The organism is Streptomyces sp. NPDC002795, from assembly GCF_042888725.1.
Lineage (GTDB): Bacteria > Actinomycetota > Actinomycetes > Streptomycetales > Streptomycetaceae > Streptomyces.
On the sequence record NZ_JBIAQB010000006.1, the window covers coordinates 200146 to 213805 of the forward strand.

10 protein-coding genes, 2 tRNA genes and 1 pseudogene are annotated in these 13660 nt (G+C 68.7%); 9 read left to right on the forward strand and 4 right to left on the reverse strand.

The features are described from left to right. Positions 1-37 precede the first annotated feature (37 nt). Positions 38-375, forward strand: a pseudogene (locus tag ACFYWS_RS19640) (phosphohydrolase); the annotation flags it as partial. On the opposite strand, the gene ACFYWS_RS19645 reads toward ACFYWS_RS19640, so the two are convergent. Next, positions 358-1509, reverse strand: coding sequence for an acyltransferase family protein (locus ACFYWS_RS19645; RefSeq protein WP_389277858.1), 1152 nt, complete (start codon positions 1507-1509; stop codon positions 358-360). The pseudogene ACFYWS_RS19640 and the gene ACFYWS_RS19645 overlap by 18 nt on opposite strands. A gap of 511 nt (positions 1510-2020) precedes the next feature. Between ACFYWS_RS19645 and ACFYWS_RS19650 the strand changes: the two genes are divergently transcribed. Continuing rightward, a complete protein-coding gene (locus tag ACFYWS_RS19650) occupies positions 2021-2215 on the forward strand; it encodes a hypothetical protein (protein WP_326022563.1) in 195 nt (64 codons plus the stop codon). A gap of 90 nt (positions 2216-2305) precedes the next feature. Here ACFYWS_RS19650 and ACFYWS_RS19655 read toward each other — a convergent pair. Next, positions 2306-2376: transfer RNA gene (locus ACFYWS_RS19655), tRNA-Gly, on the reverse strand. Between the two features lie 138 nt (positions 2377-2514). Between ACFYWS_RS19655 and ACFYWS_RS19660 the strand changes: the two genes are divergently transcribed. The 5 genes from ACFYWS_RS19660 (at position 2515) to clpX (ending at position 7284) form a co-directional block, all read left to right on the forward strand. Further along, positions 2515-2591, forward strand: a tRNA-Pro gene (locus tag ACFYWS_RS19660). Between the two features lie 151 nt (positions 2592-2742). Then, positions 2743-4125, forward strand: a complete 1383-nt coding sequence (tig, locus tag ACFYWS_RS19665) for a trigger factor (protein ID WP_389277862.1) — start codon at positions 2743-2745, stop codon at positions 4123-4125. Between the two features lie 391 nt (positions 4126-4516). Further along, a complete protein-coding gene (locus ACFYWS_RS19670; RefSeq protein WP_389278838.1) occupies positions 4517-5122 on the forward strand; it encodes an ATP-dependent Clp protease proteolytic subunit in 606 nt (201 codons plus the stop codon). A gap of 60 nt (positions 5123-5182) precedes the next feature. Then, on the forward strand, positions 5183-5842 hold the full coding sequence (locus ACFYWS_RS19675; protein WP_326022560.1) for an ATP-dependent Clp protease proteolytic subunit: 660 nt from the start codon (positions 5183-5185) through the stop codon (positions 5840-5842). Between the two features lie 155 nt (positions 5843-5997). Next, positions 5998-7284 (forward strand): ATP-dependent Clp protease ATP-binding subunit ClpX, encoded by a 1287-nt coding sequence (gene clpX, locus ACFYWS_RS19680; RefSeq protein ID WP_351341421.1) that lies wholly within the window; start codon positions 5998-6000, stop codon positions 7282-7284. 74 nt (positions 7285-7358) lie between these two features. Here clpX and ACFYWS_RS19685 read toward each other — a convergent pair whose 3' ends face one another. Further along, the gene (locus ACFYWS_RS19685; protein WP_389277866.1) at positions 7359-8402 is read right to left on the reverse strand and encodes a hypothetical protein; all 1044 of its coding nucleotides are present in this window, start codon (positions 8400-8402) and stop codon (positions 7359-7361) included. Between the two features lie 115 nt (positions 8403-8517). Here ACFYWS_RS19685 and ACFYWS_RS19690 point away from each other — a divergent pair, with 115 nt between their 5' ends. Both ACFYWS_RS19690 and ACFYWS_RS19695 read left to right on the forward strand, forming a co-directional pair. Beyond that, a complete protein-coding gene (locus ACFYWS_RS19690) occupies positions 8518-11142 on the forward strand; it encodes a valine--tRNA ligase (protein ID WP_389277869.1) in 2625 nt (874 codons plus the stop codon). Between the two features lie 189 nt (positions 11143-11331). Further along, positions 11332-12537: a sensor histidine kinase gene (locus tag ACFYWS_RS19695; RefSeq protein ID WP_389277872.1), complete on the forward strand. Its 1206-nt coding sequence runs from the start codon at positions 11332-11334 to the stop codon at positions 12535-12537. A gap of 81 nt (positions 12538-12618) precedes the next feature. Here ACFYWS_RS19695 and ACFYWS_RS19700 read toward each other — a convergent pair whose 3' ends face one another. Then, the gene (locus tag ACFYWS_RS19700; protein ID WP_389277875.1) at positions 12619-13626 is read right to left on the reverse strand and encodes a rod shape-determining protein; all 1008 of its coding nucleotides are present in this window, start codon (positions 13624-13626) and stop codon (positions 12619-12621) included. Positions 13627-13660 lie beyond the last annotated feature (34 nt).

Consider the following 13660-nt stretch of genomic DNA (forward strand, 5'->3'; position numbering starts at 1 on the left):
AGGGCCGAGCCCGGAGCTCCGTGAGAGGGCCGCCGGCATGCTCACGCCGACGGAGGTCGAGGCCCTTGCGAGGCAGGCCCACGAAGGCCAGAAGGACAAGCGGGCGACGCGATCGAGGACGACGCGCTCACGGAGGAGTGGCTGGACGCGGCCCCGCTCCCGGCAAGGGCGAAGGCGGTCGTCCGCGCGCTGACCAAGCGCGGAGGCGAGCGCCCGGAGACGTACGCGCGCACCATCCTCGCGACCCCAGGCGCCCGCCTGGTCAAGGAGGCCGACCCGGCCCACAACACAGATCCGGGCCGCCTCGCCGTTCTCGACGAGCCGACCCGGAATCGACTGATAAGGAAGAAGTACGCGTCAGGCGCGCTGCCTGGCCCGCGCCGTCTCGGTGGCGTCCCTCTTGAACGCCCACGGCATCTTCGGCTCCATGGCGAAACGGAAGGCCCGCTGCACCGGTGGCGTACACAGCGCGGTGACGACCGCGCCCGCGACGAGCGTGACGGCGACCTCGCCGTACGGCGTGTGGATCCAGTCCGCGTCGAACCAGCCCCAGAACCGCGAACCCTTCGCCAGGAACCCGTGCAGCAGATAGCCGTACAGCGTCCCGGCGCCGAGCACCGTGAACCACGTCCTACGGCCCGGCACCCACGCGAAGAAGCACGCCGTGAGCACGATCGAGCAGCCGAACAGGGCGAGCGTCATGACGACACCGACCCACCACGGAACGCCCAGCTCCTGCGCGCTGTCGCGGTGGTAGAACCACACCGACGTCATGCGCGGAGCCGCCCAGTAGGCGAGCAGGAAGGCGCACGCCGCGATCGGCACGGACAGGATCCGCACCTCACGCCGCCGCACGAGCTGGAAGTGCTCGGGCTTCAGGAACAGCCCGAGTACGAAGAACGGCAGGAACTGCAGTACGCGCTGAAGGTCCAGGTCGTCGCCGATGTCGGGGGAGACCGACGCGAGCACGGCGATCGCGATGGAGAGCGGGATCGGCCAACGGACGATCTTCCACAGCGGCGTGGTGAGCCGCCAGATGAACAGCGCGACGAGGAACCAGGTCAAGAACCACGGGTCGAGCAGGCTGACCGGATGCGTGGGGTCGTCGTCCGCGTACTTCTTGAAGATGCTGTACGCGACCTCGAAGATCACGTACGGCACGGCGACACCGGTGATGAGGCGCCGCAGCCGGTCGGGCCGCATGTCGAAGCTGCGCGAGAAATAGCCGGAGATGATGATGAACGCCGGCATGTGGAACGTGTAGACGATCTCGTACAGCGCTTCGGCGGTACGGCTGCCGCCCGTCAGGGGTTCCCAGGAGTGGCCCATCGCGACGAAGACGATGGCCAGGTATTTGGCGTTGTCGAAGAACGCGTCGCGCTGTTTGGGCTTGGGGGTGTCGGCCGGAGCGGGGGCCGGTTTCTGCTGGGGAGCGACTTCTGCCGCGGGCCGCGCGGCCTGGGGCAGCGGGGTGCGGTGCGAGCCCTGCGGGTGCAGCGAGTTGGTCACAGGCCCTCCCGCCGGGAACTCGGGAAGATCGCGGGGGGCCGCACTGCGCCAGTGGGGATGATGGCAGCGTGGAACATCTGAGGCACCTTAGTGGGGCCGCTGGGATTCCGTAAAACCCCCAACTCGATTCCTCCTTGGCGTTTCCAGGTACCCCGTTTGTGCGGAAGTCGGCATGGAGTTTGTGCGGTTGTGCCCCATCGATTTGCCCGCCCTTGGTGAAATGACCGATTCGTCCGGTAGTGCTTGGCCAGTAATTGGACATTGCATTTCCTTGATTTTCCTGTGTGCAAACCAAGGGGAAACCGAGGGAAAGCCTGCAGGCCGCGCGGGCGGCGGGCGCGCGGGGCGGCCGGGGCGATAGAAACGATCAAGCCGAAACCCGCGGGTACGTGGCCGACGATGCGTCACGCGCCGCATAGAGGTGCCGGGTTGGTGGCACGATGGTTCTGGCGGGGGGTGGGGCTGCACCCCCCGGGCCGGGAGAGCGGGACCGACCTAGGGTGTGATCAGTGTGGCCATTTCGCTGTCAGTGGTGCTGTTGTTGGCGATCGTTCTCGTCGTCCTCATGCGCGGCGGCTCGATCAAGGCGGGACCCGCCATAGTCGCGGTGCTCTTCGGCTTCTTCCTCGCATCGACCGGAATGGCGCCTGCGATCAACAACTTCCTCAACTCGGTCGCGGACAGTGTCAGCGCGATCCATTTCTGAAGCCGCGACCAGGACGCCCGGCGGAGGCCCGCGAAAATGCCTCCGGCCCGGTCCACGAGGAGTGGATCCGGGCCGGAGGCTTTTACCGAGAGCGGGCGACGGGAATCGAACCCGCGTAGCTAGTTTGGAAGACTAGGGCTCTACCATTGAGCTACGCCCGCACAGCCGCACCGCAGGTCGGTGACCGCGGTACGCAGGCATCGTAGCGGGTCGAGGGCGCCGAGTGCACACCCTCTTTCGGTGGCCCGCAGTGCGGGAGCCGCACTGCCTGCGGGCATGTACCCTACGTGTCGCACCGACGGGGTGTGGCGCAGCTTGGTAGCGCGTCCGCTTTGGGAGCGGAAGGCCGTGGGTTCAAATCCCGCCACCCCGACCAGCGTTCGGGCGCAGGTCGCGAGACCGCACCGGAGCTCTCCAAGATCGCATTGTGGGTCCGCAGCGGCGTGCCGTTACTATGCAAGCTGCATGCCCGTGTGTCTCTTTAAGCCGGGCACGATCCCAGAAGTCAGCCCCCAAGGAGACCCACCGTGAAGAGCGCCGTCGAGACCCTGAACCCGACCCGGGTTCGGCTCAGCATTGAGGTGCCCTTCGAGGAGCTCAAGGACAGCCTCGACGCGGCGTACAAGAAGATCAATCAGCAGGTCACGGTGAAGGGCTTCCGCAAGGGCAAGATCCCGGCCCGCGTCATCGACCAGCGGTTCGGTCGCGGCGCGGTGCTCGAGGAGGCCGTCAATGACGCGCTCCCGAAGTTCTACACCGAGGCCGTCAACGAGGCGGAGCTCAACGTCCTCGGCCAGCCCGAGGTCGACATCACGGACCTGAAGGACGGCGAGACGCTGAACTTCACCGCTGAGGTCGATGTGCGCCCGACGATCGAGATCCCGGACTACTCCGGCATCGAGGTCGAGGTCGACGCCACCGAGGTCACCGAAGAGGACATCGACAAGGCGGTCGAGCAGCTGCGCGACCGCTTCGCCTCCACCGCGCCGGTCGAGCGCGCCGCCGAGGACGGCGACGTCGTGACGATCGACCTGGAGGCCAAGGTCGAGGGCGAGGTCCTCGAGGACGGCGTCGCCTCCGGTGTCTCGTACACCATCGGCTCGGGCGAGCTCCTCGACGGCATCGACGACGCCGTCAAGGGCCTGGAGGCCGGTGGCAAGGCCACCTTCACCTCCGAGCTCAAGGGCGGCTCCGCCGAGGGCAAGGACGCCGAGGTCACCGTCAAGGTGAGCCAGGTCGCCAAGCGTGAACTGCCGGAGCTGGACGACGAGTTCGCGCAGCTCGCCTCCGAGTTCGACACCCTCGACGAGCTGAAGGCCGACAGCCGCAAGCGCCTCGAGAACCAGAAGCTGAACGACCAGGCCACGCAGGCCCAGGAGCGCGTCCTGGAGAAGCTGCTCGAGCTGGTCGAGGTCCCCGTCCCGGAGAAGCTGCTCGAGGACGAGGTCCAGACCCGCAAGCACAACCTCGAGAACCACCAGCTCGGCCAGATGGGCCTGAACCTCGAGAAGTTCCTCGAGATCCAGGGCAAGACGGTCGAGGAGTTCGACGCCGAGACGAGCGAGCAGGCCGTCAAGGGCATCAAGACGCAGTTCGTCCTCGACGAGCTCGTCAACAAGGAGAAGCTGAACGTCAGCCAGGAGGAGCTCACCGAGCACCTCATGCGCCGCGCCGCCTCCTCCGGCATGTCCCCCGACCAGTTCGCCCAGGCCGTCGTCGAGGGTGGCCAGGTCCCGATGCTGGTCGGCGAGGTCGCCCGCGGAAAGGCCCTTGCCGTGGTCGTCGAGGCCGCCACCGTCAAGGACACCAACGGCGAGATCGTCGACCTCTCGGACGACGAGGAGGAGACGGAGGAGGCCACCGAGGCCGCCGCCGAGTCCACCGAGGCCGCTGAGGCCGAGGACAAGTAAGCGCTCCGCTCAGGAACGTGACTGAGGCCCCCGGAACCGTGAGGTTCCGGGGGCCTGCTTTTAGGGGCGCGGGGAACTGCGCGCCCAGCCCCGGTGGGGCGCGAGACGCGTTGTCCCTGAGCTTCTGTGGCCGCCTGCGGTCATGTGCGGGGATTGCGCAGTTCCCCGCGCCGCGCCCCTGGGGAGCCGCGCCCAGCCTCCCGGAACAGGAGCGGAGCGAACCTGCGCTCACAGCGAACAGTTCCACTCGCGGGATTCCCCGGAGGGGGCCGCGCGTTAGGGTCCATGAAGAGGAGGGCAGGGGAGTCCGAACACGGCCCCCGGCCCCAGCTAAAGACGCGAGACGGCGCGTAGCCGTCAGAGACGAGCAGGTGGATCCGTGACGAATCTGATGCCTTCCGCCGCAGGCGAGCCGTCCATCGGTGGTGGCCTCGGCGACCATGTCTACAACCGGCTGCTCGGCGAGCGCATCGTCTTCCTCGGCCAGCAGGTCGACGACGACATCGCGAACAAGATCACCGCACAGATGCTGCTCCTTGCCGCCGACCCGGACAAGGACATCTTCCTGTACATCAACAGCCCCGGTGGCTCGGTGACGGCAGGTATGGCGATCTACGACACCATGCAGTACATCCCGAACGACGTCGTCACCATCGGCATGGGCATGGCCGCCTCCATGGGCCAGTTCCTGCTGACCGGCGGCTCGGAGGGCAAGCGCTTCGCGCTGCCGCACACCGACATCCTGATGCACCAGGGCTCCGCCGGTATCGGTGGTACCGCGTCGGACGTGAAGATCCAGGCCGAGTACCTGCTGCGCACGAAGAAGCGCATGGCCGAGATCACCGCGCGGCACTCGGGCCAGAGCGTCGAGACGATCATCCGTGACGGTGACCGTGACCGCTGGTTCACCACCGACGAGGCCAAGGAGTACGGCCTCATCGACGAGATCATCACTGCCGCTACGGGCGTTCCGGGCGGCGGCGGCACCGGCGCCTGATCCTCGCGATCACGCCGGCACAGCCACCCCAGCCCCCCTCACCAGGACGGAACACCGAAGATGAACAACTTCCCCGGCAGCGGCCTGTACACGGGCCCGCAGGTCGACAACCGCTACGTGGTGCCGCGCTTCGTCGAGCGCACCTCGCAGGGCGTGCGTGAGTACGACCCGTACGCGAAGCTCTTCGAGGAGCGCATCATCTTCCTCGGCGTGCAGATCGACGACGCGTCGGCCAACGACGTCATGGCGCAGCTGCTGTGCCTGGAGTCGATGGACCCGGACCGCGACATCTCCATCTACATCAACAGCCCCGGCGGCTCGTTCACGGCCCTCACGGCCATCTACGACACGATGCAGTTCGTGAAGCCGGACATCCAGACGGTCTGCATGGGCCAGGCCGCCTCCGCGGCCGCCGTCCTGCTGGCCGCCGGTACGCCCGGCAAGCGCATGGCGCTTACCAACGCGCGCGTGCTGATCCACCAGCCCTCCGGTGGCACCGGCCGTGAGCAGCTCTCCGACCTGGAGATCGCGGCCAACGAGATCATGCGTATGCGTGCCCAGCTGGAAGACATGCTGGCCAAGCACTCGACGACGCCGATCGAGAAGATCCGTGACGACATCGAGCGCGACAAGATCCTCACGGCCGAGGACGCGCTCGCGTACGGCCTGGTCGACCAGGTCGTCTCGACGCGCAAGATGAACAACGAGGCGATCGCGTAGTAGGCGCTGTATCGTCTGCCGTCCCCTTGGCGCGGTTCACGTCAAAGTGAACCGTGCCAAGGGGGGCCCGAACGGGGGGCCCGGCAAGGTACCGTCGGATACAGGCACCAGGAGCCGCTTACGCGAGCGTCTCCCAGGCGAAGGGGAAGCACCTCGTGGCACGCATCGGTGACGGCGGCGATCTGCTCAAGTGCTCGTTCTGCGGAAAGAGCCAGAAGCAGGTCAAGAAGCTCATCGCAGGCCCCGGTGTGTACATCTGCGACGAGTGCATCGACCTCTGCAACGAGATCATCGAGGAAGAGCTCGCGGAGACGAGCGAAGTGCGCTGGGAGGAACTGCCCAAGCCGCGCGAGATCTACGAGTTCCTCGAGAGCTACGTCGTAGGGCAGGAAGCCGCCAAGAAGGCCCTGTCCGTCGCGGTGTACAACCACTACAAGCGCGTCCAGGCCGGCGAGAACGGCGGGGCGAACGGGCGGGACGACGCGATCGAACTCGCGAAGTCCAACATCCTTCTCCTCGGTCCGACCGGTTCCGGAAAGACGCTCCTCGCGCAGACGCTGGCGCGCATGCTCAACGTCCCGTTCGCCATCGCCGACGCGACGGCGCTTACGGAGGCGGGGTACGTCGGCGAGGACGTCGAGAACATTCTGCTGAAGCTGATCCAGGCGGCCGACTACGACGTCAAGAAGGCCGAGACCGGGATCATCTACATCGACGAGATCGACAAGGTCGCCCGCAAGTCGGAGAACCCGTCGATCACGCGTGATGTGAGCGGTGAGGGTGTACAGCAGGCGCTCCTCAAGATCCTTGAGGGGACCAGCGCCTCGGTTCCGCCGCAGGGCGGCCGCAAGCACCCGCACCAGGAGTTCATCCAGATCGACACGACGAACGTGCTGTTCATCGTGGGCGGCGCGTTCTCCGGTCTGGAGAAGATCATCGAGTCGCGGGCCGGCGCCAAGGGCATCGGCTTCGGAGCGACCCTGCACTCCAAGCGCGAGCTGGAGGAGAAGGACCAGTTCCAGGAGGTCATGCCGGAGGACCTGGTGAAGTTCGGGATGATCCCGGAGTTCATCGGCCGGCTCCCGGTCATCACCGCGGTCCAGAACCTCGACCGTGAGGCGCTGCTCCAGATCCTCGTCGAGCCGAAGAACGCTCTGGTCAAGCAGTACGAGCGGCTCTTCGAACTCGACGGTGTGGAGCTGGACTTCGAGCGCGAGGCGCTGGAGGCCATCGCCGACCAGGCGATCCTGCGTCGCACCGGTGCGCGAGGGCTGCGCGCCATCATGGAGGAGGTCCTCCAGTCGGTGATGTACGAGGTCCCGTCCCGCAAGGACGTGGCCCGCGTCGTCATCACCGCGGAGGCCGTTCACTCGAACGTGAACCCGACGCTCATCCCGCGGGACGCCCGCGGCGGTGGCAGCGGCGAGCAGAAGTCGGCGTAGCCACACACCAGTCGGCATGAGGAGGGCCCCGGTCGGATCTCCGACCGGGGCCCTCCTCATGAAGGTTCTGACCGTCAGGACTTGACGCGCACCTCGTTGCGCAGCTTCGCCGCCGTGTCGGCCGCCTCGCTCAGCGGCTGCTCCTTCTTCGAGATGATGGCGCCGCTGTCGGAGAACACGATGTACGTGACCGTGCTGTGGTCACCCCAGATGCACATCGGCATCTTGAAGCTCGACGGCACGCCCGCGGTGGACGAACTGCCGCCGGGCATCGCGTACTTGGCGTTCTGGCACTTCATGACGCCGTTCTTGAAGCCGGCCGGCGTGAACTCCTGGGGCGAGCCCTCGAAGGAGACCTTGGCGCCGCTCGCGCCGCCTGCCTCTTCCGTGGACTTCTTCTCCATCTCGGTGAACATCGAGTCGACGACCTTCTCCGGGTCCTCGATCTTGCCGTAGACGCCACCGAAGTTGATCGCCTTGACCGAGGTGCCGGAGCCCGCCTTGTAGCTGGCGTTCACCGCCTTGGGGTCGGTCACGCCCCACTTCTTGGCTTCCTGCACGTCGTTCTCGGTGAAGGTGCCGCTGCTGGAGGTGTTCGAGCTGCTCTTCTGGTACTCACCGAGAACCGTGGCCGGCGTCGTCAGCTTGTGCGCGCCGTCGTCCGCCACGGACGAGCCACTGCCGCTGTCACCGCCACCGAAGATGAAGTAGCCCCCCACTCCGAGCGCCGCGACGACGGCGACCGCGCCGATCACGATGCCCAGCACCTTCTTGTTGCCGCCCCCGCCGGTGGGCGGCTGCTGCGGGTACTGGCCGTACGGCGCCTGCGGCGGCTGACCGTAGGGGCCCGGCTGCTGGGGCTGGCCGTAACCGCCGGGCGCCTGCTGCGGCGGCTGTCCGTACGGACCCGGCGGCTGCTGGGGCGGAACGCCCTGGGGCGCCTGCTGCGGCGGCTGCTGCGGGTAACCGTAACCGGGCTGCGGCGCCTGCGGCGGCTGACCGTACGGGCCCGGCTGCTGCGGCTGGCCGTAGGGGCCCGGCGCTTGCGGCTGCTGGCCGTACGGGCCCGGCTGCTGGGGCGGCTGGTTCCCGTACGGGCCCGGCTGGTTGTGGCTCATTACTGTGGTTCCCTCCCGTTGCTTATGTGCTGCCGACATCCTGACGTACGTGGGTGCGATCCGTTCCACCGGATTCGGTTTCAGTACGAGCTTGTAACCCCTCTAAACTGGCCCGGTGACCGAGAACTCTCAGCAGCAGACGCCAGCGCCCACCTCCGAACTGCCGACCCAGTACGCGCCGGCCGAAGTAGAGGGGCCGCTGTACGAGCGCTGGGTGGAGCGGGGTTACTTCGACGCCGATCCCAAGAGCGAGAAGCCTCCGTACACGATCGTCATCCCGCCGCCGAACGTCACGGGTTCCCTGCACCTGGGGCACGCCTTCGAGCACACGCTGATCGACGCCCTCACCCGCCGCAAGCGCATGCAGGGCTACGAGACGCTGTGGCAGCCCGGCATGGACCACGCCGGCATCGCCACGCAGAACGTGGTGGAGCGTGAGCTCGCCAAGGAGGGCCTGTCCCGGCACGACCTGGGCCGTGAGGCGTTCGTCGAGCGGGTCTGGCAGTGGAAGGACGAGTCCGGCGGCCAGATCGCCGGTCAGATGCGCCGCCTGGGCAACGGTGTGGCCTGGAGCCGCGACCGCTTCACGATGGACGAGGGCCTGTCCCGCGCCGTCCAGACCGTCTTCAAGAAGATGTTCGACGACGGCCTGATCTACCGCGCCGAGCGCATCAGCAACTGGTGCCCGCGCTGCCTGACGGCCATCTCGGACATCGAGGTGGACTACCAGGACGACGACGGCGAGCTCGTCTCCATGAAGTACGGCGAGGGCGAGGACACCATCGTCGTCGCGACCACGCGCGCCGAGACGATGCTGGGCGACACCGCGGTCGCCGTGCACCCGGACGACGAGCGGTACGCGCACCTGGTCGGCAAGCGGATCAAACTGCCGCTGACCGGGCGCACGATCCCCGTCGTCGCGGACACGCACGTCGACCCGGAGTTCGGCACGGGCGCCGTCAAGGTGACCCCCGCGCACGACCCGAACGACTTCGCGATCGGCCAGCGCCACGACCTGGAGGCGCTCCAGGTTCTGGACGAGCGCGGCATCATCACCGCCCACGGTCCCTTCGAGGGGCTCGACCGTTTCGAGGCGCGCTCCGCGATCGTCGCCGCCCTGCGGGCCGAGGGCCGTATCGTCGCCGAGAAGCGGCCGTACACGCACTCGGTCGGGCACTGCTCGCGGTGCAAGACGACGCTGGAGCCGCGGCTCTCGCTCCAGTGGTGGGTGAAGGTCGAGACGCTCGCCCAGGCCGCGGGCGACGCGGTCCGCGACGGCCGGGTGAACATCCACCCCGCCGACCTGTCGCAGCGCTACTTCGACTGGGTCGACAATCTCAACGACTGGTGCATCTCGCGCCAGCTGTGGTGGGGCCACCGCATCCCCGTCTGGCACGGTCCGAACGGCGAGACGGTGTGCGTCGGCCCCGACGAGCAGCCGCCGAGCGGCGAGGGCTGGCACCAGGACACCGACGTCCTGGACACCTGGTTCTCGTCCGGCCTGTGGCCCTTCTCCACGCTGGGCTGGCCGGAGCAGACCGAGGACCTGGCCAAGTTCTATCCGAACTCGGCCCTGGTCACCGGCTACGACCTGATGTTCTTCTGGGTCGCCCGGATGATGATGTTCGGCCTGTACGCGATGGACGGCGAGGTCCCCTTCAAGACCATCGCGTTCCACGGCATGGTCCGTGACGAGCACGGCAAGAAGATGTCGAAGTCGTTCGGCAACGCGGTCAACCCGCTGGACTGGATGGACACCTACGGCTCCGACGCCCTGCGGTTCACGCTCGCCCGCGGCGCCAACCCCGGTGTCGACGTCCCGATCGGCGAGGACTGGGTCCAGGCCTCCCGCAACTTCGCCAACAAGATCTGGAACGCGACGCGCTTCGCGCTCATGAACGGCGCGACCGTCGAGGGCCCGCTGCCGGAGCCGTCCGAGATGACGGCGACGGACCGCTGGATCCTGTCCCGGCTGAACAAGACGGTGGCCGAGGTCGACGCGCTCTACGACGACTACCAGTTCGCGAAGCTCTCCGACGCGCTCTACCACTTCGCGTGGGACGAGGTCTTCGACTGGTACGTCGAGCTGTCGAAGACGACGTTCATGGCGGGCGGCGAACCGGCCAAGGTGTCGGGCCGGGTCCTCGGCGAGGTCCTGGACGTCACGCTGCGGCTCCTGCACCCGGTCGTCCCGTTCGTCACGGAGACGCTGTGGACGACGCTCACCGGCGGCGAGTCGATCGTGATCTCCGACTGGCCGAAGGACAGCGCCTTCCGCGACGAGGCCGCCGAGCGGGAGATCGCGACGCTCCAGCAGGTCGTCACCGAGGTCCGCCGCTTCAAGGGCGACCAGGGCCTCAAGGCGGGCCAGCGCGTCCCGGCCCGCCTCACCCTGGACGGCACCACGCTCGCGGCGCACGAGCCGGCGATCCGCCAGCTGCTCAAGCTGCAGCCGGAGGGCGAGGGCTTCACGGCCACCGCCACGCTGCCGGTCGCGGGCGCCGAGGTGGCGCTCGACCTGTCCGGCGCGATCGACGTGGGCGCCGAGCGCAAGCGCCTCGCCAAGGACCTCGCCGCCGCCGAGAAGGACAAGGCGCAGTCCGAGGGCAAGCTGGGCAACGAGGCGTTCCTCGCCAAGGCCCCGGACCACGTGGTCGACAAGATCAAGGCCCGGCTCGCCAAGGCGGACGAGGACATCGCCCGTATCCAGGCCCAGTTGGACCGGCTGCCGCAGGCGTGACCGTACGTACGTGAGGGCCCCCGGAACCGCAGGGTTCCGGGGGCCTTCGTGCGTGCTGGGGCCGATGGCGCGGGCGGGGTCCGCGTGCCGCCGTGGCACCCCCTTCGCGGTGGCACAAGATGCCCGGACGTACCCGGCCAAGGTAAGAAAGGGAACGTACCGGGCGTATCCGCGGGGAGAAGGGGCTCCATGCACGACGAGGCCGACGGGGCCGACGGGGCGGCGACGGGCGGGGCCGCGACGGGCGTCGTGGGCCGTCGCCCCGGGCGCCTCTGGTCGCGCCTGGAGCGCTGGCGCGGCACCCCGCACGCCGTCGACCTCGTCACGGCCGCCGGCTGCTTCGCCCTGATGGGCCTCGACATCCCCGGCCTGGCCAGGGCGGACAACGCGCTCAACGGGACGTCCGCCACGCTCGTGCTCGCCCTCGGCGCCGCGACCCTGCTGCTGCGCCGGCGCGAGCCGTGGGGGCCCTGGCTGTCGTTCGCCGTCGGGATGGTCTTCCTCGGCTGGCTGCACGATGTGACGCTGATCCAGTTCGCCCTGTACTCCGTGGCCCGCTACCGGGGCCGGGCCTCCGGCATCCTCGCCTGTTGCGGCTACCTCGTCTGGGCCTGCGCCGCGTACGCGCTCTTCGACTGGCCCGCGTACCGGGGCGGCGAGCGAGTGAGCCAGTTCCTCGCCCTCGCCGTGCCCATAGGGGTGCTCGCCACCGGTGTCGGCATCGCCGCGCGCCGCATCGACCTCGTCCGCGCCCTGGAGGCCAAGGGCGCCGAGACGGCGCTGCTCCAGGCCGTGCAGCAGGAGCGCGCCGACGTCGCGGGCGACGTGCACGACTTCGTGGGCCGCGAGCTGACGATGCTGTCGGTGCGGGCGGAGGTGCTGTCGCGGCGGGCCCGCGGCGAACGCTGGGAGACCGATTTCGACGAGCTGTCCGAGACGGCGCGGCGGGCGCACCTGCTGCTCAACGAGATCGTCGTGCGCCGCGGCAGCGGAGGCGGCGCCCCCACCCCCGGCCTGGACGCGCTGCCCCGGCTCGCCGAGGAGAGCGCGGCGGCCGGCAACGAGGTCGCCGTCGACGTGGACACCGCCGCCCGGGCCCAGTCCCCGCTGCGCCAGGCCGCGGTCTACCGCGTCGTCCAGGAGTGCCTCACGAACGCCGCGAAGCACGCCCCGGGCCGCCCGGTGACGGTGACCGTGGCGGTGGCGGCGAACCGCCTCCGCGTCACGGTCACCAACCCGCTGCCGACGGACACGCCGACGGTCCCCCCGGTCTCGGCGGGCACCGGCACGGCGGGCATGGCGGAGCGAGTCCTGTCCTTGGGCGGCACGTTCAGCGCGGGCAGGACAGACCAGTCCACCTACGCGGTGGAAGCAACCTTCCCGGCGAGGACGTAGGGGGCTGTTCTGGGGGCGCGGGGAACTGCGCAAACCACAGCGAGACAGAACCCGCCGAACAAACCTGGCCCCAAGAACGACTTACGCCGCAAGCATCCGCTGCAACCCGTCGAAGTCGTCCACACACTTCCCGCACCCCAGCGCCACGCTGTCCAGCGGATCGTCCGCGACGAACACCGGGATCCCCGTGCCGGAGGCGATCCGCAGATCAAGACCCGGCAGCAGCGCGCCCCCGCCCGTCAGCACGATCCCGTGCTCCATGACGTCCCCCGACAGCTCCGGCGGGCACTCCTCCAACGTCGCCTTCACCGCGCTGATGACCGCCTCCACGGGCTCGTCGAGCGCGGCCCGCACCTCGCGCACCGTCAGCTCGACCGTCTTCGGCAGGCCCGCCACCTTCTCCCGTCCCCGTACGGTGAACGCCCGTATCTCGAAGGCGTCCTCGCCCGGCACCGGCCACGCGGAACCGATCGCGACCTTGACGTGCTCGGCCGTGCGCTCGCCGATCAGCAGCCCGTGCTCCTTGCGCACGTAGTCCGTGATCGCCTCGTCGAACCGGTCGCCACCGACCCGCAGCGACTGCGAAGTGACCACGCCGCCCAGCGAGATGACGGCCACCTCGCTCGTGCCGCCGCCGATGTCCACGACCATCGATCCGCGCGGGTCCGCGACCGGGAGCCCCGCCCCGATCGCCGCCGCCATCGGCTCCTCGATCAGGTGCACGGCCTTCGCCCCGGCCCGCTCCGCCGCGTGCACGATGGCCCGCCGCTCCACGGGCGTGACCCCGCTCGGTACGCACACCACCATGCGCGTACGGGGCCGCCGGCCCGGCACCGCCTTCCGTACGAAGTGCCGGATCATCGCCTCGGCCGCCTCGTAGTCGCTGATCACGCCGTCCCGCAGCGGCCGGATCGCGGTGATCGACCCAGGGGTGCGCCCGATGGTCTCCTTCGCCTCGCTGCCCACGGCGAGCACCTCACCGCGCCCGCCCGACTTCACGGCGACGACCGACGGTTCGTTCAGCACGATGCCCTGACCGCGCACGTACAGAAGGGTGTTGGCGGTGCCGAGATCGATACCTATGTCCATGATCAGCAAGTTTGCCGGGCGGAAGGCCGTTCCG

What these genes read in the sequence shown, in the direction of transcription:
- ACFYWS_RS19685 (WP_389277866.1), bottom strand. Translation starts at nt 8,402, where the DNA reads ATGAGCCACAACCAGCCGGGCCCGTACGGGAACCAGCCGCCCCAGCAG.
- ACFYWS_RS19700 (WP_389277875.1), bottom strand. Translation starts at nt 13,626, where the DNA reads ATGGACATAGGTATCGATCTCGGCACCGCCAACACCCTTCTGTACGTG.
- ACFYWS_RS19670 (WP_389278838.1), top strand. Translation starts at nt 4,517, where the DNA reads ATGCCTTCCGCCGCAGGCGAGCCGTCCATCGGTGGTGGCCTCGGCGAC.
- ACFYWS_RS19675 (WP_326022560.1), top strand. Translation starts at nt 5,183, where the DNA reads ATGAACAACTTCCCCGGCAGCGGCCTGTACACGGGCCCGCAGGTCGAC.
- ACFYWS_RS19695 (WP_389277872.1), top strand. Translation starts at nt 11,332, where the DNA reads ATGCACGACGAGGCCGACGGGGCCGACGGGGCGGCGACGGGCGGGGCC.